Origin of the sequence: Streptomyces sp. NPDC002795 (genome assembly GCF_042888725.1) — a bacterium.
Taxonomy (GTDB): Bacteria; Actinomycetota; Actinomycetes; order Streptomycetales; family Streptomycetaceae; genus Streptomyces.
Window position 1 is genome coordinate 687,825 of sequence record NZ_JBIAQB010000001.1, and the last position, 20,388, is coordinate 708,212.

16 protein-coding genes are annotated in these 20,388 nt (G+C 71.1%); 6 read left to right on the forward strand and 10 right to left on the reverse strand.

Features of this window, described 5'->3' with window-relative positions:
• Positions 1-103 precede the first annotated feature (103 nt).
• Positions 104-1,219 (reverse strand): LacI family DNA-binding transcriptional regulator, encoded by a 1,116-nt coding sequence (locus ACFYWS_RS02985; protein WP_389268839.1) that lies wholly within the window; start codon positions 1,217-1,219, stop codon positions 104-106.
• A gap of 424 nt (positions 1,220-1,643) precedes the next feature.
• Here ACFYWS_RS02985 and ACFYWS_RS02990 point away from each other — a divergent pair, with 424 nt between their 5' ends.
• Positions 1,644-3,545: an ATP-binding protein gene (locus tag ACFYWS_RS02990; RefSeq protein ID WP_389268841.1), complete on the forward strand. Its 1,902-nt coding sequence runs from the start codon at positions 1,644-1,646 to the stop codon at positions 3,543-3,545.
• A 69-nt stretch (positions 3,546-3,614) separates the two neighbouring features.
• Complete coding sequence (locus ACFYWS_RS02995; RefSeq protein ID WP_389268843.1) at positions 3,615-4,037, forward strand: hypothetical protein; 423 nt, start codon at positions 3,615-3,617, stop codon at positions 4,035-4,037.
• Here the strand turns inward: ACFYWS_RS02995 and ACFYWS_RS03000 are convergent.
• From ACFYWS_RS03000 to gdhA, 3 genes are all read right to left on the reverse strand, one after another.
• Positions 3,976-6,330, reverse strand: coding sequence for an MFS transporter (locus ACFYWS_RS03000; protein ID WP_389268845.1), 2,355 nt, complete (start codon positions 6,328-6,330; stop codon positions 3,976-3,978). The genes ACFYWS_RS02995 and ACFYWS_RS03000 overlap by 62 nt on opposite strands.
• Positions 6,331-6,471: 141 nt before the next feature.
• The gene (locus ACFYWS_RS03005; RefSeq protein WP_389268847.1) at positions 6,472-7,815 is read right to left on the reverse strand and encodes a cytochrome P450; all 1,344 of its coding nucleotides are present in this window, start codon (positions 7,813-7,815) and stop codon (positions 6,472-6,474) included.
• Between the two features lie 158 nt (positions 7,816-7,973).
• On the reverse strand, positions 7,974-9,359 hold the full coding sequence (gene gdhA / locus ACFYWS_RS03010) for an NADP-specific glutamate dehydrogenase (protein ID WP_389268849.1): 1,386 nt from the start codon (positions 9,357-9,359) through the stop codon (positions 7,974-7,976).
• 278 nt (positions 9,360-9,637) lie between these two features.
• On the opposite strand from gdhA, the gene ACFYWS_RS03015 reads away from it, so the two are divergent.
• Positions 9,638-10,081, forward strand: coding sequence for a hypothetical protein (locus ACFYWS_RS03015; RefSeq protein ID WP_389269471.1), 444 nt, complete (start codon positions 9,638-9,640; stop codon positions 10,079-10,081).
• A 254-nt stretch (positions 10,082-10,335) separates the two neighbouring features.
• On the opposite strand, the gene ACFYWS_RS03020 is transcribed toward ACFYWS_RS03015, so the two are convergent.
• Positions 10,336-10,914 carry a TetR/AcrR family transcriptional regulator gene (locus tag ACFYWS_RS03020; protein ID WP_389268851.1) on the reverse strand — a complete coding sequence of 193 codons (579 nt, stop codon included), beginning with the start codon at positions 10,912-10,914 and terminating at the stop codon, positions 10,336-10,338.
• Between the two features lie 93 nt (positions 10,915-11,007).
• Between ACFYWS_RS03020 and ACFYWS_RS03025 the strand changes: the two genes are divergently transcribed.
• Entirely contained in the window at positions 11,008-11,454 is a 447-nt protein-coding gene (locus ACFYWS_RS03025; RefSeq protein ID WP_389268853.1) for an anthrone oxygenase family protein, read from the forward strand.
• 39 nt (positions 11,455-11,493) lie between these two features.
• Here ACFYWS_RS03025 and ACFYWS_RS03030 read toward each other — a convergent pair whose 3' ends face one another.
• Entirely contained in the window at positions 11,494-12,390 is an 897-nt protein-coding gene (locus ACFYWS_RS03030) for an MBL fold metallo-hydrolase (protein WP_389268855.1), read from the reverse strand.
• Positions 12,391-12,467: 77 nt separating this feature from the next.
• Positions 12,468-13,229 (reverse strand): sulfite exporter TauE/SafE family protein, encoded by a 762-nt coding sequence (locus tag ACFYWS_RS03035; protein ID WP_389268857.1) that lies wholly within the window; start codon positions 13,227-13,229, stop codon positions 12,468-12,470.
• A 96-nt stretch (positions 13,230-13,325) separates the two neighbouring features.
• Between ACFYWS_RS03035 and ACFYWS_RS03040 the strand changes: the two genes are divergently transcribed.
• On the forward strand, positions 13,326-14,219 hold the full coding sequence (locus ACFYWS_RS03040) for a LysR substrate-binding domain-containing protein (RefSeq protein WP_389268859.1): 894 nt from the start codon (positions 13,326-13,328) through the stop codon (positions 14,217-14,219).
• Positions 14,220-14,285: 66 nt separating this feature from the next.
• Positions 14,286-14,891: an RNA 2',3'-cyclic phosphodiesterase gene (gene thpR, locus ACFYWS_RS03045; protein WP_389268861.1), complete on the forward strand. Its 606-nt coding sequence runs from the start codon at positions 14,286-14,288 to the stop codon at positions 14,889-14,891.
• Positions 14,892-14,932: 41 nt separating this feature from the next.
• Here thpR and ACFYWS_RS03050 read toward each other — a convergent pair whose 3' ends face one another.
• The 3 genes from ACFYWS_RS03050 to ACFYWS_RS03060 are packed head-to-tail and all read right to left on the reverse strand — an operon-like array spanning position 14,933 to position 20,314.
• Entirely contained in the window at positions 14,933-17,149 is a 2,217-nt protein-coding gene (locus ACFYWS_RS03050; RefSeq protein WP_389268863.1) for a right-handed parallel beta-helix repeat-containing protein, read from the reverse strand.
• A gap of 43 nt (positions 17,150-17,192) precedes the next feature.
• Positions 17,193-18,632 (reverse strand): M1 family metallopeptidase, encoded by a 1,440-nt coding sequence (locus ACFYWS_RS03055; RefSeq protein ID WP_389268865.1) that lies wholly within the window; start codon positions 18,630-18,632, stop codon positions 17,193-17,195.
• On the reverse strand, positions 18,629-20,314 hold the full coding sequence (locus ACFYWS_RS03060) for a hypothetical protein (RefSeq protein WP_389268867.1): 1,686 nt from the start codon (positions 20,312-20,314) through the stop codon (positions 18,629-18,631). The genes ACFYWS_RS03055 and ACFYWS_RS03060 overlap by 4 nt, the downstream gene beginning before the upstream one ends.
• Positions 20,315-20,388: the final 74 nt, after the last annotated feature.

Genomic DNA, 20,388 nt, shown 5'->3' on the forward strand with positions numbered 1-20,388 from the left:
AGGGGTGTTGGGGGCGGGGGACATCGCGTGAGGGGGGTGGGGTTCAGCGGTCTCTGTTCGACATCGTTGTCAACGAAGGGCGGTGGGGCGCCGGGTACGTGGTTCAGCCGGGGGCGGGGTCTCGGTCGGTGGGGTTTCGGCGGGTGGGGGCGCGGCCGCGGTCGGCGGGGGCCGGGCCGCTGCTGCCGCGCGGGACGAGGCGAGGTGTCTCGTCCTCGACGGTGCGCGAGGGCCCTCCGTCGATCAGCGCGAGCAGCTCCTCCGCGGCATGCCGCCCGAAGGCCGGGGTGTCACGGACCAGGGCGGACAGTGGCGGCTGGGTGGAGCCCGTGAGCACGGACTCGTCCCAGGCGACGACCGTCAACGCGTCCGGCACCTCGATGCCGAGCGAGGCGGCGACGCCGAGCCCGGCGACGGCCAGCACGTCGGTGTCGTAGACGATGGCCGTGGGCCGCGGCGCTCGTGTGTCGAGCACCCGCCGGGTGGCGTCGACGCCCTGCTGCCGGGAGTAGTCGGTGGTAATGCTGCGTACGTCGGCGGGGTCGAGGCCGAGCCGCTCCGCCTCGTCCCGCAGGGAGCCGATCCGATGCTGGGTGTGGGCGAGATGGGGCAGACCCGCGATGTGCACGATGCGGCGGTGCCCGAGGCCGTGCAGGTGCTGCACGACGCCGGCCATGGCCCGGGTGTCCGAGGCCCACACGCTGGAGATGCCCGGGTGCGCCGAGCCGTCCTCGCCCCTGGGCACGGATCCGACGAACACGGCGGGCAGGCCGAGTTCGTCGAGCAGCGAAGGGCGCGGGTCGCCGAGCGCCGGGTCGACGACGAGGACACCGTCGACCCGGCGCTCGGCCCACCAGCGGCGGTAGGCCGCACACTCGGCGTCCAGGTCGGGAACCACGAGAAAGAGCAGTCCGATGCTCCGCCCGGCGAGCGCCTCCTGGATCCCGGACACCAGTTGCAGGAAGAAGAACTCCGCGCCCAGGGCATGTGCGGGGCGTGCCAGGACGAGCCCCACGGTGGCGGTGCTGTCCCCGTTCAACGCCCTTGCCGCCGCGCTCGGTTGCCACCCGAGCCGGTCGGCGACGGCGCGCACCCGCTGCCGGGTGGCCGGTGAGACACCGGGCCGTCCGTTGAGCGCCAGGGACACGGCGGACTCGGACACGCGCGCCTCTTCGGCGATGTCCTTCAGGGTCGAGCGTCTGGAGGGAGTACGGCGCATGGAATCTCCTGCCACGCCTACCGGCAGGCCGCCCCCGATCGGAACGGCCCGAAACCCAACTGCCCTGAACTCAAGCGGTTGAGTGCGAGAACGCTAAGGCGCTGGAGCCTCTGAGGCAACAGGTTGCGCACCAATTGCCGTGATGAGGCGCGTATTTGATGCCGACGGGCGTCAGGGCGTGATGCCTTCATGTGAAGTTTCTGTGTGTCGGCGTGCGCGAGATGTGCCCGTGGTGGGTGCTTTTCATGGAATCCGTCATAGGGTGCATCCGAATTGTCTGCCCTGCGGGTACGCCTGCGCCCACGCGCACTACCGGGGCGCACCACCGGCGTTGAAGCTGCTGGGAGTTTCCGACAGTAACGATTCTGCTGATCTTCGCTCACCACCCTTCGTTCCATTCGTCGAAGCCAACAAAGGACACCAGGTGCGCAAGCAAGCCGGCGAGGTCGGCACGCTTCTCAGGCTTGTCGCGGACAGCAGGTCCGACGACTCCCTCATCGGACGGGAAGCGGAACTGACCCAACTGCGGGGCCTGTTGGCGGGCCACCGACTGGTCACCGTCACCGGCCCGGTCGGGGTCGGCAAGAGTCTGCTGAGCGACGCCGCCGCGCAGCGGGTCCGGCAGGCCAGGCGGCAGGTGGTGCGGGTGTCCTGGCCCGAGGCGGCCGGCCGGCCGGGGGCCTTCCGGGACGCCGTGCGGCAGGCGCTGCTCGGCACCCCGCTCTCGCCGGACGGCTCGCCGCCCGGCCGGCGTGCGGGCCCTCGGGTCCTGCTGTTCCTGGACGACATCGACCCGGTCCACGACGAGTGCGTCGGAGTGGTCCAGCGGCAGTTGCTCCACCACCCGTCGCTCCAGGTCCTGGTCACGGCTCGCCGCCCCCTCGGGCTCGGTGACGAAGCGGTGCTGCGGCTCGGCCCGCTCGCCACCGAGGCCGAGGACGACGGCTCCCCCTCGCCCGCCGTGCGCCTGTTCCTGGCCAAGGCCGGTGGCACGCTGCGGCACCGCGATCCGGCCACCCTCGAACGCGTCGAGGCCGTCTGCCACACCCTCGACGGGCTGCCCCTGGCGGTCGAACTCGCCGCCGCCCAGCTGAGGTCGTACTCGCTGCACGATCTGGCCGAGCTCGTCGAGCACGGGCAGTCCTGGCTGCACAGCCCGCGTGCGCGCCTGCGGCGGCACCGTTCCGTCGAGGAGGCCGTCGGCGCCGTTCACACGCTGTGCTCGCCCTGGATGCGGATGGTGTGGAGCCGGGCCAGCATTCTGGCCGGGCCGTTCGGCGAGGCGGCAGCCGTGCTGCTGTGCTCCGGCGGCGAGATCGCGCCGCCGCAGGTGCCGGGGCTGCTGACCCAACTGGCCTCGCTCGGACTGCTCCAGTACGAGAACGATCCGCACGGCCCCGGCGAGCCGCGCTATCGCATGCCCCCGGCCGTACGGGAGTTCGGCGAGCGCCGGCTCACCGAGGCGGGCGAGCTGGACATCGCCGTCGAACGCCGGGCCGGACACTGCCGAAGGATCGTCCACCTCGCGGAACACCTGTGGGAGCACGGCCATCAGACGCAGGCGCTACGCCTCCTGTCCGACGAGCAGCACAACCTCAACGCCATCCTGCGGTACGCGCTGACTGACCCCCGCCCCGAGGCCGCCGTCGCCGCCCTGGAGACCGCCACCCGCCTGTGGTTCTGGTGGGTCACGGGCCATGCCGCGGCCGGGCTGCGCTATCTCCTCCAGCTCCTGGCCCGCTGCCCCGACGACCACCCCTCTGCGGCCTCCGCCGCCTGGCTCGCCGCCTGGCTCGCCGCGCGCAGCGACCCGGACACGGCCCTCACCCTGCTCGACCGGATCTGGCCCGGTGCCGTCCTCGACGGCGACGACACCCTGCTGGCCCGCATCGCCCATGTCCACGGCCTCGTCGCCCTCACCCTCGGCGACCCCCGCCAGGCCGCCGACCTCTTCGAGCAGGCCTGCGTCCTCACTCCCGACCACGCCCGCGGCGGGCCGGGCCGCGCCGTCTACCTCGCGGCCCTCGCGTTCGCCCGGCGGGACACCGAGCCGCGCGCCGCACACCGCGCGGCACTCGCCGCCCTCGCGCAGCCCGGTCTCCGCGACGACGTGTGGTCGAGCATGCGCGCCCGCTACGCCCTGGCCCTCGTCGACCACCACAACGGCCGTCCCGCCAGAGCCTGGACGCGCGCCCACCGCGCGGTGTCCGACGCCGACTCCGCCACCTGCGCCCCGCAGGCCCACGCGGCGCTGCGCTCCCTCCTCACGGTCCTGCGCACCGGACAGGCGGCACCGGACCCGGTCATTCCGGGGTTGACCGGATGACACGCCGACATCATCACGACAGGCGAACGCCCTTGATCTGAAGTGCGGTTGAGGTACGAGACTCAAGCCATGAACACACCAGACAGCGGTCTTCTCATGTTCCGCAACACCATGCGCATCACCGAAGGTCACCTGGAGGAGTTCCGGGGCGCGATCGAGCGCGCGGTGGACTTCGTCGAGCAGCACGGCCCCCAGCTCATGGTGGAGGTCTTCATCGACGAGGAGCGGCTCCTCGCGCACAGCTTCCAGCTCTACCGGGACTCGGACGCCGTCCGCGAGCACTGGAAGCTGTCCGACCCGTACATCCAGGAGGTCATGGCGCACTGCCGCGTGGAGCACTTCGAGGTGTTCGGCACACCGGACGAGGGCGTGGCGAGCGGAATCCGGGAATCGCTCGCCGACCAGTCGGCGCCCGTGTTCTCCCCGCGCCTCACGGGCTTTGTACGGTTCGGCGCCCCGCACCGTCCCGTGGGGCGTGCAGCTCCGCGGTGACCGGGCTCCCCGCCGGGCACAGCGCGATGATCGCTATGTCGTCGGCCAGGTGGTGGGTCCAGTCGCGTACGCCGGCGTCGAGGTGGCCGACGAGGTGTTCGGGAGTGCCGTACGGGGCCCGGGTCAGGGCCTCGGTGAGCGGGTAGAACTCGCCGGTCGGGTTGCGGGCCTCGCTCAGGCCGTCGGTGTGGGCCACGAGCGTCGCGCCCGCGCCGAGGCGCACCGTGTGCGGTGTGAGCGGGGCGCCGGCGCCGAGTGTGCCGAAGCCAAGGGGCAGCAGGGTCGGGACGTCGATCTCCGTGACGCCGGTGGGTGTGACCTCCAGCGGGGTGAGGTGGCCGCAGTTGACGACGTGCAGGTCGCGGGCCTCCTGCTCCGGGCCTTCGTGCTGCAGCAGCAGCGCCGTCGCGAACAGTTCCTCGTCCCCGCGCGTGGCGGCGGCGCGCAGCACCTGCCGGTCGAGGCGCGCGGCGAGCTCCCCGAGGTCCTCCGTCTCGAACGCCTGGCTGCGGAAACAGCCCAGCAGGTCGGTGACGGTCTGCACCGCTTGCAGCCCCTTTCCGCGTACGTCGCCGATGAGGATGCGGGTGCCGAACGGGGTGTGCAGGGCCTCGATGAAGTCGCCGCCGATGCCGGTGTCCGCGGTGGCCGGCCGGTACAGGCTCGCGAGGCGCAGCCGGCCCAGGTTCTCGGGTATGGGGTGGAGCACGGCGTGCTGCAGGGTGCTCGCGGCCTGGCTGATCCGGGTCAGCCGGTCCCGCTGCTCCCGTCGTGACCAGACGACCGCGCCGGCGGCGGCCCCGAAGGCGAGCGCGACGATCAGCGTGCCGGCGTCGCCGATGCCCGTGCGCGTCAGCAGGTACTGAAGTGCCGCGGCGCACGCCACCGCTACGGAGACCGCGACACGGCCGAGCAGCAGGGCGGCCACGGCGAGCACGATCGTGCCGACGCGCAGCAGGTGCCGGGCCTCGGCGGGCACCGGGGCGCTGTCGATGGCGGAGGTGAACGGCAGGGCCTGCGCGGCGGCGGTGCCCAGGAGGATGGAGCCGGGCAGCAGGGCCGCGCTGGTGCCGAGGTGGGTGCGTGGGAGGGCGGCGAGGTAGCGCGCCATCTGCGGCGCGGCGGCCAGCATGACGCCGAATCCGATCAGCGCCACGACGGCGAAGTCGCCCGCCACCGGGTACGCGTGCACGCCGAGTCCCGCGTGCAGCAGGACCAGGCCGAGCGCGGCCAGGGGCAGGCCGAGCGAGGAACCCGTCACCGGCGCGATCGCGCGGCGCCGCACCAGCAGACAGCTCGCCGCGCCGCCGACGCCGAAGGCCGACAGGACGAACGCCGCGGACTCCGGGCCGCCACCCCTCTCGGCCGCGAGCGCCGGGAGGGCCATGGCGAGCACGACCTGGGTGAAGCCGAGCGCGACACCGGCGATCAGGGCGCCCGCCCGCAGCGCGCCCGGCATCAGCGCCGGGCGCCCGCGGGACGCCATCGACAGGCCGGGGCAGCGCAGCCGCGCGACGACGAGGGCGACCGTGGCGGCGAGCAGCAGCAGTCCCACGCGCGGGTCCGCCCACCCCCACACGGGCGCGAGCTGCAACGCCGCGGGGGCGAGGACACCGAAGGCGATCAGGCAGGCGGCGCGCGGCCGGTCCGGCATCGGATGGCGCGTCGCCGCGGCGGGTTCGGGTACGTAGCGGTGCACCAGTAAGAGCGCCCCGACCGCCGCGACGGTCATCCCGGCCATGGCCACGCGCCACCCGGTCGCGGACGCCGCCTGCGGCGCCAGGTTCACGGCGAGCACGAAGCCGACGGACATCGCGGCCAGCCAGCCGCCCATCACTTTGCGCATCCGGCCGGGCAGGAACACGGTCGGCAGAAAGGCCAGGCAGCTGACGAAGACGGCGGCCAGGGCCACGGCGACGACGATCCGCCCGAGCACGTACGACCAGCCGTCGAACGCGACGGCGAGGAGCGCGCAGGCGGCGGCGAGCCCCGCCAGGGACACGATCAGCACGGAGCGCCGGCCCCGCAGGTCACCGGCCCGTCCCGCGACGAACAGGGTGAACAGCGCCAGGGATGAGCCCATGACGCGGGCGACGACCTCGTGCCCGGCGCCCAGGCCGAGCTCGGCGTGGACCAGGGGGACGGCGGCCGAGTGCACCGCTGGTGCCACCACGTACAGGGCCGCCACGGCGGCGAGCAGCAGCCCGACCACGCGCGTCGAGCCCGGTGTGCCGTCCGCCGTATGCCTGGCAGCGCTCCTCGCGCCGTCGCCGGACGCACCGGTGCCGACCATGTACCGACCTCCCTGGGTTTCCCCCTTCCGCGTGGTCCTCCAGGGACAATGGTCGCGGAGCACATATGACCTTAGTAAGGACCGAAGGTCCCTAAAAGAACTTTACAGACAACTGGGAGCTAAACGGACCGATCGCCCGAGTCAGCGTCGGGTCAGGGCGATCGGCAGGCCGTCCTTGGGGAACGGCAGGGAGTGGTAATCCATCGGCGGCACATAGGCGGGGTCGACCGTCCAGCGGTGGGTGCGCAGCAAGCGGTGCATGATCGCCTTGATCTCAAGCCCCGCGAAGTACAGGCCGATGCATTTGTGCACGCCGCCGCCGAACGGCTCCCAGGCGTACCGGTGCGAGCGGTCCTCCCGGCGGTCGGGGCCGAAGCGGTCGGGGTCGAAGGCCGTGGGGTCGGTCCAGTACTCGTCCATGAGGTGGCTGAACTGGACGCCCACGAGGACTTGCGTGCCGACGGGGATGCGCACGCCCTGGACCGTCGTGTCCTTGACCGCGTACCGGACCAGCGTCGGGACCGGCGCCCGCAGCCGCAGTGCCTCGCGCATCACCAGGTCGATCGATTCCAGGCCCTCAAGCTCGGCCATCGACGGCGCGGGCCCGAGCGCGAGCGCCTCCGCGCGGCAGCGCTCCTGCCAGTCGGGGTGCTGGCCGAGGTGCTGCAGGATCGTGGAGGTGGTGACGGTCGAGGTGTCGTGCGCCGCCATCATGAGGAAGATCATGTGGTTGACGACGTCGTCGTCGGTGAACCGCTCGCCGTCCTCCGTCTCGATGTGACAGAGCACGGAGAAGATGTCGTCGGTCTGCTCGGCGCGCTTCGCCGGGAGGTAGTGCCGCAGGAACTCCTCCAGCACCTTGCGCCCCCGGTACGCCCTGCCCCACCGGGTGAACGGCACTTCGGCGCGTACGACACCCGCGGCGGCCTGGACGCAGGCGATGAACGCCTTGTTGACCCGGTCCATCTCGGCCTGGCCGGTGTCCCGCGCCCCACCCATGAAGAGGTCGGCCGCGATGTCGAGCGTGAGCTGCTTCAGCTTCCAGTACGAGGGGAAGTCCGCGTCCTCCTCCCAGCCCGCCATGCCGTGCTCGATTGCGGGGTGGAGGCGCCGGGTGTAGGCCGCCAACCGCTCGCGGGTGAAGGCCTGTTGCATGATCCGGCGGTGTGCCTTGTGCTCGTCGAAGTCGATGAGCATGAGCCCGCCGTGGAAGAACGGCCCGACGAGCTGCGCCCACGCCGGCTCGTTGGCGAACGCCTTGTCCTTGTTCAGCAGCGCCTCGCCGCACGCGTCGGGGCCGAGCAGCATCGCCGAGTTCTTGCCCAGCACGTGGAACGGGGCGACAGGACCGTACCGCTCCCAGCCGCGCCGATAGAACGCGACCGGGTCCTTGGCGTACGCGAAGAGCTGCCCTATCCAGGGCAGGCCGCGGTCATCGCGTCGCTGGGCCGGAATGGCCCGCGTCTCGACCCCTTCGACCGTCATGCGGTCACCTCACCCCTGCTGTGGCCGTGGCTACGCTCAAGGTGATTCAGGGGGCGTGACATGTCAACGGGTCGCCGGGGAAAGGGCGTTGAGGCCGCACCGAGAAGGGTGGGGCGGCATGCGCCGCCCCACCCTCTACAACTCGCTTCCGCAGGGCCTCAGATGACGCCCTGCGCCAGCATCGCGTCGGCGACGCGCTCGAAGCCCGCGATGTTCGCGCCCGTCACGTAGTCGCCGGGGGCGCCGTAGCGCTCGGCGGTCTCGTGGCAGGTGGCGTGGATGTCCTTCATGATGTGCGCCAGCTCGTCCTCGACCCGCTGCGCGGACCACGACGTACGGGCGTGGTTCTGCGCCATCTCCAGCGCGCTGACGGCGACGCCGCCCGCGTTGGCCGCCTTGCCGGGGCCGAAGGCGACGCCCGCCTTCTGGAGCAGGTGCACGGCCTCGGGTGTCGTCGGCATGTTCGCACCTTCGGACACCGCCTTGACACCGTTGCGGATGAGCGCGGCGGCGGCGTTCTCGTCCAGCTCGTTCTGCGTGGCCGACGGCAGCGCCACGTCACCGGCGACGTCCCAGACGCTTCCGCCGGGCACGAACCGGGCGGAGGCGCCGCGGCGTTCGGCGTACGTGTCGACGCGGCCCCGCTCGACTTCCTTGATCTGCTGGAGCAGTTCGAGGTCGATGCCCTTCTCGTCCACGACGTACCCGGAGGAGTCCGAGCAGGTGACCGGGTTCGCACCGAGGGCGTGCAGCTTGTCGATGGTGTAGATGGCGACGTTGCCGGAGCCGGACACGACGACCGTCTGACCCTCCAGGTCCTCGCCGCGCTCGCGCAGCATGGCCTCGGCGAACAGGACGTTGCCGTACCCGGTCGCCTCCGGGCGGATCAGCGAGCCGCCCCAGCCCTGGCCCTTGCCGGTGAGGACGGACTCCCAGCGGTTGGTGATGCGCCGGTACTGACCGAAGAGATAGCCGATCTCGCGGCCGCCGACGCCGATGTCGCCCGCGGGGACGTCGGTGTGCTCACCGATGTGCCGGTACAGCTCGGTCATGAAGGACTGGCAGAACCGCATGACCTCGGCGTCACTGCGCCCGTGCGGGTCGAAGTCGCTGCCGCCCTTGCCGCCGCCGATACCGAGACCGGTCAGCGCGTTCTTGAAGATCTGCTCGAAGCCCAGGAACTTGATGACACCGAGGTTGACCGACGAATGGAAGCGCAGGCCGCCCTTGTACGGGCCGAGGGCGCTGTTGAACTCGACGCGGAACCCGCGGTTGACATGGACCCGGCCGCGGTCGTCCTGCCACGGCACCCGGAACATGACCTGCCGCTCGGGCTCGCACAGCCGCTCCACGAGGGCGGCCTCGGCGTACTCGGGGCGGGCCTGGAGCACCGGGGCGAGGGTCTCGAGGACCTCGTGCACGGCCTGGTGGAACTCGGGCTGCGCGGGGTTCCGCTTTTCGATCTCGGCGAGGAGGTTGTCGAGGGTGTCCTGGGTGTTGGATCGCGTCGTCACTGAAGGCCTTTCGGGCTCGGCAGTCGCCATCTCCCTGCGGGTGCGGCTCGCTCGGGTCCGGTCGTTCGATGAGCGCGCGGCGCCATTGCCGTGCGTGGGACAGGGGTAAGTGTTGCGCGCACGTAAACCACTTGACCAGTGCCATCCGGATTCCGGACGGATCGGCCCTGGATAAGCGGGTGTTGATCCTCCACAAATAGTTACGTATCGCACATTTTCGGGCATCCTGGCCGGGGCTTCCGGGCGCGAGGAGCGGTGAGGGAGAATACGACCCTGGCGTCCGAAGCCGGCCGGAGGGAAGCGTGCGCGTGATCAAGTGGGTGTCCATCGAGAGCACCGGACCGCGTCCCGTCCCCCGGCCCGTGGCCACGCCGCTCGTGTGGGCGGTGACCGGCGGCACCGCACTGCTGCTCGTGGCACTCATCAACACCTTCCTCGGGCCGGGCCGCCCCTGGCTCGCGCTCACCGCACTCGCCCTGCTCGCGGCGGGCCTCGGCTTCTGCGCCCGGTTCACGGCGGCGCCCGGCACCGCCGTGCTGTGCTGGCTGTTCCTCAACGGGTTCGCGATACCGCCCGCGGGCACCCTCAGCTGGATCGGCCACCGTGACACGCTCTGGCTGACCTGCCTCCTGACCGCCACCCTCGTCGGCACACTGTGGGCCCGCGTGACCCACGCCCGGGCCGCGTACCGCACGATCGCTCCGGCTCCGGCCCCGCGGACGACGCTCAGCGACGACCCACTGGCCCGCTGAGACCATCCCGGGAGCCGCGTGGGGAGGAACGGCCGGCCCCGCTGGTTCGAGGAAGCGGGGCCGGCCGGAGGGGAAGAGTCCGACTGCGGGGTGTGCACTCCCCCGTACGCTCATCGCGCGACAGGTACCGCAGCCGGTCTCACCGCACGTAACGAGCCGCGATCCGCCATATTCTGCCATACGGCGCCGAGTTGACGAACTGCACCGGACTCCCCGACAGCCTTCACACAGTGGCCACGGTGTTCGCCGGCACGTCAGATCGCGGCGAGCCGGTCCACCAGTAGCTCCACCCTCTGCTCGGCGTACGCCGGTGGCAGTCGCCCCGCTCTACTCAGGGTCGCGAGGCCGTGCAGGGAGGCCCAGAACAGCTCGGTGAAAAGGCCCGGTTCGACACCCTCCCCCGCGACCTCGCCAAGGCATTCCAGCAGGGCGGAGAAGGCGTCCTTGAGGGGTTCCGGGGTCTCCTCCTGTGCGAATTCCAGGCCGCCGTCGAGCCGGAACAGGGCGTCGTAGAGCGCCGGGTTCCGCTCGGCGAAATCGAGGTAGGCGCGGGCGAGGGCGGTGACCCGGGCGCGCGGCCCCTCCGCGGCGGCGGTCGCGGCACGCACCGCCACGGCCATCTCGGCGGCACCATCGAGGGCTACGGCACCGATGATCTCCCGCTTGCCGCGGAAGTGGCTGTAGAGGACGGGCTGGCTGTACTCGATGCGCTCGGCCAGCCTGCGCGTGGTGACCGCGTCCCAGCCCTGCTGCTCGGCGAGTTCGCGGGCCGTCGCCACGATGAGGCGCTCGCGGCTCGCGCGTTCGCGCTCCTTGCGTTCCTGTACCGACATGACCCGATCCTAGCACTGCTAGACAATCGAGCGGCAGTAGCGCTAGCGTTGCCCCATAATCTAGCGCCGCTAGATTTCTCAGGAGGAGTCATCATGCTCGACGCACTTGAGGTCTTCACCACCGTGGCTCTCGGCGTGATGGTGGGGGTGGAGTTCTCCGTCGCCTTCGTCATGAACCCGATCTTCAGCGGCCTCCCCGACGACGCCAATCAGCAGGCCCGCTCGCACGGGGGCCGGATGCTCGGCGCCGTGATGCCGTTCTGGTACATCGGGTCGCTCGTCCTCATCGCGATCTGGGCTGTCGCGGGGTGGGGGGACGACGGCGCGGGCCTCGTCGTCATCGCCGGCGCACTGCTGATCGTCAGCGTGGTCATGTCGCTCCTGCTGCTCGTCCCGATCAACAACCAGGGCAAGACGTGGACCGCCGAGAACCGGCCCGCGGACTGGAAGGAGCAGATGAGCCGCTGGGACCGCTACCACTACGTCCGCGTCGCCGTCATCATCGCCGCGTTCGCCGTGCTGGTCGCGGCGCTGGTCTGAGTCAGTGGGGCGCCGCGGACTCCCCTCCATGCCGCGCCCCTACGCGGCACGGAAGCGCCCGGCCTCCGCTTCCTCGACCCGCCCCTGACCCATCAGCCGGTCCAAGTGCCGCCGCGCCGTGCGCAGTTCAACGGGCCGGATGTGCGCGCCCTCGACATGCGGCCGGTACACCAGCCGGTGGTCGGCGATCTCGTCCGGTGTGTGCGGCTCGCTCAGGAAGGCCAGCAGTTCCGCGTCCCGCTTCTCCACCACACCGGCGTACGCGTCGAGCCTGCGGCGGAACTCGGCCGCTCCCTCGATCACACCCTTCTGGTGGGCGGTGCCGTACCAGCGGGCGTCGATCCCCGCGCACCGCCGCATCGACGCCTCGAAGTCGACGAGGCTGCTGCCCACATCGCCGTAGTACGGGCCGAACGACGTCAGGTCGATGTCCGCGACGAACAGGAAGCCGTCCGGTTCGACCAGGAATCCGCTGTGGCCCGCGGTGTGTCCGGGGAGGTGGACGACGGTCACCGTCCGTCCTCCCAGGTCGAACACGGCGCCGTCCTTGAACGCCTGCGCGTCCGGGCGGCCCACTACGTGGAACTCGTCCCGCATCGCCGCGTCGACGGCGTCGACCGTGTCCGCGGGCAGTCCGAGCGCGGACACGAGGGCCGCGCGCGAGCGCAGCGCGTCGAGGTCGCCGTGGTGCACATGTACGGGCACGTCGTAGCGCCCGAGGCCGGCGATGTGGTCCTCGTGGGCGTGGCTGACGAGGACGAGGTCGGCGGGCGGCGCGTCGTCGACGAGCGCCAGCGAGGGGTCGACGACCAGCGAGGCGTTCGTTCCGCGTACGAGCAGTGAATTGGCGCCCGGGTAGGCGCCGTTGCGGGCGCCGACGAGCACGGTGACCGCGCCGTACGCCGCGGGGGTGTATCCGGTGGGGCGGGGTTCCATGGTTACCGTTTCTATCGAACCGCGGACGCCACCGCCATAAGGCACCCTCCCCCGGCCCATCTGGTCAGCCCACTTGGTCAGCCGCGCAGGAAATACAGGACAGTCGTGGTCACGGCCGTCGTCAGCAGGACGCCCCGCAGCAGCCGGGCCGAGAGGCGGCGGGCCAGGTGGGCGCCCGCGAAGCCGCCCACCACCGCGCCGACCAGCATCGCCGTGAGAAGAAGCGGAGCGGTCAGCGCGTCCGAGGCCAGGAGGAAGAGCACGGTCGCGCTGAGGTAGATGGCCGCGAGCTGGGTCACCCGCATCGGATTGCCGGCCGCGGCGTCGAGCCCGAAGCCGATGCCCCACAGCGCCAGCATCAGGATGCCTACGGCTCCGCCGAAGTATCCGCCGTACACGCCGAGGAAGAACTGTCCGATCAGGACGGTGCGCGCACTCATGCCGACCGGGCGGCCCAGCACACGGGTCAGCGCACCCGAAACGTGGCGCCCGAAGGCCAGGACCACCGTCGCGAACGCGAGCAGCCACGGCACAGCGGCGTCGAAGGAGGAGGCCGGGAGTACCAGCAGAAGCCCCGCGCCGACGGCGCCGCCCGCCACACTGATCGCCGTCATCGCCTTGGTGGACGCGGTTCCTACGGGGGTGAGTTCACGTCGGTAGACCCATGCGCTGGCGACCGCGCCGGGTACGAGGGCGACCCGCGACACCGCGTTCGCGACCACCGGCGGCAGGCCGACGGCGACGAGCGCGGGCAGCGCGACAAAGGTTCCGCCGCCACCGATGGCGTTGAGGGCTCCGGCGGCGACGCCGGCCAACAGGACAAGAAGAGGCTCTATCACCCGCAGAGCATCGCCTGCCGACGATCGGCGGCACAATGCGTCATCGACGTTCCCAGCCTAAGGCTGTTCCATAGCCTGGTGTCCTAGGATGTGTCGGTGCGCTACGACTTGGACGACCTTCGGCTCTTCCTCCACATCGTCACGGAGGGCTCGATCACGGCGGGCGCCCGGCGCATGCACCTGAGCCTGCCATCGGCCAGTGCCCGGGTGCGCTCGCTGGAACACCACGCCGGGGTGGCGCTGTTGATCCGCGGCCGCCGGGGCGTACGACCCACGCCCGCGGGGGCGACGCTGGCCCGCCACGCGCGCGACGTGCTCGACCGGACCGCGCGCCTCGACAGCGCCGTCGCGAGCTACACCCGGTCGCCGAACGCCCAACTCACCCTGCTGGGCGGCGGATCCGCGATGCACCGGCTCGTTCCGCACGCCCTGGTCCCGTTCCTGCGCGCCCATCCGGACACCGACGTCACCGTGTCCGAGAGCCGCACACCACACACGGTGCGAAGGCTCGCCGACGGTGACGCGGACCTGGGGGTCGTCATCGACGACGAGGCAGGTGACAGCGGTCTGCGCACGGAGCCCTTGGGCGACGACTCCCTCGTCGTGATCGGCCAGGCGGGAGGTGTCCTCGGCGGGCGGACCTCACTGGCGTACAGCGAGGTCGCCGAGCACCCGCTCGTCGGCCTCGACGCAGGCTCCTCGCTGCGCCGCTGGATCGAGAAGCGGCTCGGGCCGCACGCACCGGTGGTGCGCCACCGCACGACCGTCGCCGACCTGAACGTCCTCGTCTCCCTCGCCGCCGCGGGCGCCGGGCTCGCCGTCGTGCCGCGTCGTGCGATCGACCCCCGCCAGCCCCTCGACGTATGCGAGTTGCAGGACCCGTGGGCCCGCCGACGTCATCTGCTGGCCTGGGGGGCCAAGGACGGCGCCGCGTCGCCGGCGGCCGAGGCGCTTGCCGATCATCTGCGCCGAGCGGCTCTGGAGTCATAATTCGTGATTCCAGAGCCCCCGACCGGCCCCTTCCGCCCACCGACCGAGACACACACGAAGGCACACGTGACCGAACCGCCCGAACCCGCCGCCACCCTGCGCACGTTCATCGCCCTCGCCCCGCCCGACGACGCGAAGGCTGAACTGGCGCACGCTCTGCGACCGGTCTACGCCACACACCCCCGACTGCGGCAGAACCGCATCGAGGACTGGCACATCACCTTGGCGTTCCTCGGCGAGCAGCCGGTGTCGACGGTCGAGCGGCTCCGGCGGCCGCTCGCCGATCTCGCGACCGCCCGGCCCTCCCCCGAGTTGGCGCTGCGCGGCGGCGGCCACTTCGACGCCCGGGTGTTGTGGAGCGGCGTGGAAGGTGACCTGGACGTCCTGCATGTGCTGTCCGAAGCGGTCCGCAAGCAGGTCAGAGCCTGCGGGCTCGACTTCCCTGAGCGCCCGCTGAGACCTCACCTGACGCTGGCCCGCGCCCGCCGCCACGACACGACGTCCGTCCCGGAGGCGGCCGCCGCGCTCGACGGCTTCACGGGCCGCAGCTGGCGCCCGCTCCGCCTCCACCTGGTCGCCAGCACTCCCGGGAACGGCCCCGCGCCGAGGCGGTATCAGGACGTCGCGGCGTGGGAACTCAGGGGCGCCTCCGGGGAGCCGCCGAAGGTCTGAGTTCGGAAAGCGCTGTCGGGGCTACGCCCCCATCAGGCTCGTCAGGGATGCACCAGCACGTGGCTCAGGCCCACTCTGCCCGTGTCCTTCAGTTTGATGCGGACGTAGCGTGCCTCGGCGTTGGTGTCGAGGAGGGTGGGGCGCAGGGCCTTGCCCGTGATGTGTGCGGTCGTCGCGTCGGAGAAGTCGGCCGACTTGGCGAGCTGTACGTCGAAGTCGCCTGTTGTCGTCGACGTGTCGTTCCAGACCTCGACCTGGCCGATGTGCCGGACGGCGCCGAGGTCGACCTGCCACCAGGCGCCCGGCTCGGACTGTGTGCGGGTGTCGGTGGAGGTGTCACCGTCGGTCGCGCGCGCCGCGGTGGCGGTGCCGTCCGTGGAGGACTGGGTGGCGGTGCCGGTGCGGGCGAGGTCACGGCGGAGCTGTTCGACCTTGCCGTGGGGGGCGGCGCCCGCCGAACCCGCCACTTTCAGCGCCTCGGCGGGCAGCCGGTCGAGCTTGGTGTGGTTGTCGGTCATGGTCGAGCCGGTGCCTCCGAGGGCGGGGGCGTCGGTGTCGGTCCAGTTGTCGCTTGCGTGGTTGTCGATGCCGTAGTCCGCCCAGTTGGAGACCCACTTGTAGCCGAGCCGGGTCAGTACGTTGCGGGTGACGGTGATGTGGCTGGACTGCTCGTCGAGGTAGATGCCGTTGCCGTCGCGCTCGGTGTTCCCGTACGCGCTGCGGTTGAGGTAGTTCCCGGAGATCACGGTGCCGGGCTGGGCGCCCTGGGTGTAGATGGCGCCGCCGTCGTGCTGGTCGTAGGCGACCCGCATCGCGTTGATGATCCGGTTGTTCGTGATGCGGTTGTCGCGCAGGACGGACTTCTGGACCTCGGGCTGGTTCCAGCCCCAGCCGACGGAGATGCCGGAGTAGGGCAGGTCTTCGAGGGTGTTGTGGTCGATGGTGGTGTCCGCCTCGTAGCCCGCCCAGATGCCGACGGCGTCCGTGTACTCCACGCCGGTGTGCCGGACGGTGTTGTACGACACCGTGTTGCGGGCGCCGGTGAGTTCGGCGCTCGGCCGGGGTTCCGTGTCGCCGATGTAGGCGGCGCCGGAGGACAGGTCGGTGAAGCGGGAGCGGGTGAGGGTGGAGTCCTGGGTGCCCCGCTCGAAGATCACACCCGCGCCGCCGAGCCGGGTGAACGTGGCGTCGTCGACGACCACGTCCCGGCCGCCGCGGACGGTGAGCGCGGCGGCGGGCTTGGTGTAGTGCCGGCCGGCGTGGTCGACGGGGCCTGTGGCTCCGGTGAGTGTGAGTCCGGACTGGGTGCCCGCGTAGCCCTCGTCGGTGTCGGGCTGGCGGTAGGCGGCGTACGCGAAGCCGATGCCGCTGATGCGGACGTCGTGGGCTCCGTCGAGGTTCACGAGCCCTTCCGTGGCGGGGGTGACCGCCTGGGAGCGGCGCGGGTTCTCGCCCTCGCGGGGCAGGTACGTGACGGTCCGCGCGGTCGAGTCCCACACGAACTCGCCTGGTTTGTCGAGGAGTTCGGGGGCGTTCTCGAAGTAGGACACCTTCGCGTAGCGGTTGGAGTCGACGGTGGTGCTGTCCCAGGAGGGTCCGGTGCGGCCGGTGCCGGAGGAGGAGTTGGTCCAGCAGGGCTGGGCGAACGTCATGAGGTCGCCGCTGACGGAGGCGATCCGGCAGTGGTAGTTGCGCCAGCGCACCCGGATGACGGCCTCGGCGTCCGTGGGCCGTTCCCACTGGTTGATGCCGGTGCGTTCGGCGCCGGTCATGCCCGTCTTGGTGGCGTCGCACACGGAGGCGGCGCAGGCGTCGCCGCGCGCGCGGACGGCACGTACGCCGTCGACGAAGAGCTGTCGCGGGGTGACACCTTCCGGGACCCGCGCCGTCCAGGTGCCGTCGGCGTTGGTGGACCAGCCGGTGATCGCGCGACCTCCGGAGAGGACGGGGCGGGCGCCGGGCGCGGCGGCCCAGGTGACACCGGAGTCCTTGGCGCCGAGGTCGAGCGGGCGGCTCAACGCGTAGGTACCGTCGGCGAGTTCCACGCGGACGTGCTCGCCGGTGACGGACCGTGCCACGTCGCGGGCGCCGTCGAGCGAGCAGGGGGTGGCTCGGGTGCACGCGGAGCCGGAGCCGTGGGGCGCGGCGTGCAGGACCGCCGTGTCGGCCGCGGTCGCGCCCGGTGCGGACAGGAGGCTGAGTCCCATCGCCGCGGCGGACAGCAACGACGTGACGGTGGCGCGTAGGGCCGATCTCATACGGTGTCTTCCTCTCGTTGAGGTGAGATGCGCAGTGGGGGGCTTAATCGGCAACCCCGGTCAGCGGCGGATTCTTCGCGCCGAAGAGCCAGTCCCGCAGGAACGGATCGACCCCCCGGTCCCCCGTCACATCGACGGCGTGCCGTATGAAGTCCTCGCTGGTGACGGTCCGGTCCTTGAAGCGCCGCGGCCACAACCCCATCACCCGGTCGAACTTCTTCTGTCCCACGTGGAGTTGGAGCGCATAAAGGACGAGGGCGCCACCGTCGTAGATGTTGGTGCCGCCGAGCGCCTTGGGCAGCCCGGGTGGGCCGTCGCTCGCGCGGATCGCGTCCAGCTTGTCGTACGTGGCCTTCATCTTGTCGGCCATCCGGGACCAGCCCCGCTCCTCGCTGTAGAGGGCGGCGTAGTACACCGCGGGCCCTTCGTTGAGCCAGGCCTGCTGCCAGTCGTGCGGGGTGACACTGTCGCCGAACCACTGGTGGGTCAGCTCGTGGACCATGGTGTTCTCGTACGTGGGGTTGCCGTTCGCGTCGTCCTTGAACCAGCTCGTGCCCATCAGGGTGAGCGTCGAGTTCTCCAGGGCGTCGGTGTACCCGTCGTAGATGTGCAGGCCGTAGACGGAGAACGGGTACCGGCCGAACTTCGCCTCCAGCCAGGTGAGATGGTCCGGGGTGCGGTCGACGATCGGTGCGAAGAAGTCCTCACGGCCCTGCGGGACGATGTGCCGCAATGGCAGTCCGGTGTGTGAACTGCCGTACAGATAGGTCCCCTTGACGACGCCGATGCCGAGGAGCTCGGTGGGCATCCGCTCGCGCAGCGCGAAGTGCCACACGGTGGAGCCGTCTGCGCGGCGGTCCTGGCCCGTCAACTCGCCGTTGGCCGCGGCGACGTAGCCCTTGGGCGCGGTGATGTGGAAGGCCCAGGTGGCCTTGTCGGACGGGGTGTCGTTGCACGGCAGGAACGTGTCGGCGCGCGAGGACTGCACGGCAGAGACGAATCCGCCGTCCGTTCCGAAGCGCCAGCCGGTGAGGCCGGCGCGTGGTGCCTTGCCGTTGCCGTGGTAGCGGACGGTGGTCGTGAACGGGGTGCCCTTGTGGAGCGGGGCCGCAGGGGTGACGGTCAGTTCCTGGCCGGACTGGCCGAGGGTGAGGTCGGTGCGTGCCTGGCGTCCCTCGACCGTGACGGAGTCGATGGTGTGTCCGTCCGTGTCGAGGTTGAAGGCCGACAGGTCGTGCGTGGCCCGGGCGTGCAGGGTCACCGAGGCGGTGAAGTCGTAGGTGCCCGGGGTGAAGTCGAAGGTGAGGTCGTAGTGGACGACCTGGTAGCCGCCGTTGCCGAGCGTCGGGAACAGTGGGTCGCCGACACCGTCGGAGCCGGGGCGGGGGTCGAAGCCCGCGGCGGTTGCCGGGGCGCCGAACAGGGGGACGGCGACCGCCGCGCCGGTCGCGGCGGTGAGGAACGTGCGTCTGCTGGTGCTCACTTGGTCCCCTTCTTCCCGCTCTGCTCGGCGGCCTGCTTGAACTCGGCGCGGCATGTGTCGCCGCCCGCGTTGCGCCACTTCTTGACCAGGGCGTCGTAGGACGAGAGCGGTTTGCGCCCGGTGACGAGGTCCTTCACGCCGTCGAGGTGGATCGTGTACAGGCTGCCGAGCCCCTTGGAGTCCCAGGTGGGAGAGGTGTAGCCCCGTGTGGGGTCCTCGACGAGCATCGGGATGAGCTTGGTGTACGCCTCGTGCGCGTAGCGGGCCGCATCGGGGTGTGTCGCGCTGAAGAAGGCGGGGGCGGCCGAGGCCAGCTTGGTCCAGGGCACGGTGACGTCCTGCGTGCCCTGCTTGGTGAGGACCGGGGTGCCGTGCTTGTCGCGCTTGTGGTCGGTGCCTTCGACGCCGTAGTTCATGAGGGTGTACTCGAGCGAGCCGAAGGGCGAGGCGGCGAAGTCGGTGAGCCGCAGGATCTCCTCGACGCGGCCGTGGCTCGCCTTGGTGATGTGGCAGTTCTCCAGGACGGGGTTGTCGCTCCAGACGACCGCGTCCTTGCCGACCGGCACCATCGGGCGGACGTCGAAGGACTTGTCGATGGCCGACATCGCATCGACGTAGCCGGTGCCGGTGGTGAGGTAGGAGGGCACGCCGTCGTACACGTACGCGGCCTTGCCGTTCTTGAACAGGTCGGTGTACTGCGCCTTCTGGGCGCCCGACATCTGCACCGTGCCGGGGTAGAAGCAGCCCGCCCTGTACAGCTTCGCGGCCGTCTCGATGGCGTGCCGGTAGGCCTCGTCCTCCAACTGGTACGTCCACGTGCCGGACTTGGTGTCGTGCGTCCAGAAGTACTGGGCGCCGGCCGACATGGCGAGCAGGTTCATGCTGCCGCCCGTGAAGAAGTACTGCTTCTTCTTGGTGTCGGTCAGCTCCTTGGCCAGTTCGACGAGCCGCTCCAGGCTGTCGATGTCGTCGAGGCTGTCCACGCCCGCCTGTTTGAACAGGTCCGCGCGGTAGAAGCCGGCGCCGCCGCTGCCGGAGCGGGCGATCGGGATGCCGTAGAGCTTGCCGCCGAAGATGGCCTCCTGCCAGGCGTACTGAGGGATCGCCGCCAGGTTGGGGTACTTCTTGACCTTGTCGCCTGCGAGGTACGGGGTGAGGTCCGCGCAGGTGGAGGCGAGGAAGGCCGCCTTGTTGTCGACACCGCCGGTCTCCGGGTACATGAAGATGTCGGGCAGCTGGTCACCGGCGACCATCGTGGAGAACTTCGCCGGGTAGTCGTCGGCCGGCACGGCCGTGAAGTCGACCTTGGTGCCGAGCAGCTTCTCTATTTCTCGCCAGGCGGCGTTCCTGCCGCGATCCGGGGGCAGCGGAGCGAAGGTCTCGGTGACCGCGGTGATCTTCTTGGCCCCCTTGAGCGGGGTGCCCTTGGTGGCGCGGGCCATCTCGGTGGGGTACTTCAGGAACGCGCTGGGCACACCCGCCGCGGTGCCGGGCAGGTCGGCCTCGATGCCGATGTTGCGGATGGCCGTGGCGGGCAGCAGCTTGGCGCTCTTGGCCTCCGCCTTGGCGGCCGTGCCGCCGTCGCCGCACGCGGCGAGCAGGGGCGCGGCGGCGACGCCGAGCCCGGCGCCCGCACCCCAGCGGAGCAGGGTGCGGCGGTTCATGGTCGTGGTGCCGGGCATGCGAAGTCTCCTCAACGTGAAGGGGCACACGGGAAGTCGGGGGGTGGCGGCCGGTGTGCGGGGCCCTGGGGGCC

Excerpts from the sequence above, each read along its gene's own strand:
- gdhA (WP_389268849.1), bottom strand. The coding sequence starts at position 9,359 with ATGGCGACTGCCGAGCCCGAAAGGCCTTCAGTGACGACGCGATCCAAC.
- ACFYWS_RS03060 (WP_389268867.1), bottom strand. The coding sequence starts at position 20,314 with ATGCCCGGCACCACGACCATGAACCGCCGCACCCTGCTCCGCTGGGGT.
- ACFYWS_RS03020 (WP_389268851.1), bottom strand. The coding sequence starts at position 10,914 with ATGTCGGTACAGGAACGCAAGGAGCGCGAACGCGCGAGCCGCGAGCGC.
- ACFYWS_RS02985 (WP_389268839.1), bottom strand. The coding sequence starts at position 1,219 with ATGCGCCGTACTCCCTCCAGACGCTCGACCCTGAAGGACATCGCCGAA.
- ACFYWS_RS03005 (WP_389268847.1), bottom strand. The coding sequence starts at position 7,815 with ATGACGGTCGAAGGGGTCGAGACGCGGGCCATTCCGGCCCAGCGACGC.
- ACFYWS_RS03000 (WP_389268845.1), bottom strand. The coding sequence starts at position 6,330 with ATGGTCGGCACCGGTGCGTCCGGCGACGGCGCGAGGAGCGCTGCCAGG.
- ACFYWS_RS03025 (WP_389268853.1), top strand. The coding sequence starts at position 11,008 with ATGCTCGACGCACTTGAGGTCTTCACCACCGTGGCTCTCGGCGTGATG.
- ACFYWS_RS03030 (WP_389268855.1), bottom strand. The coding sequence starts at position 12,390 with ATGGAACCCCGCCCCACCGGATACACCCCCGCGGCGTACGGCGCGGTC.
- ACFYWS_RS02995 (WP_389268843.1), top strand. The coding sequence starts at position 3,615 with ATGAACACACCAGACAGCGGTCTTCTCATGTTCCGCAACACCATGCGC.
- ACFYWS_RS03050 (WP_389268863.1), bottom strand. The coding sequence starts at position 17,149 with ATGAGATCGGCCCTACGCGCCACCGTCACGTCGTTGCTGTCCGCCGCG.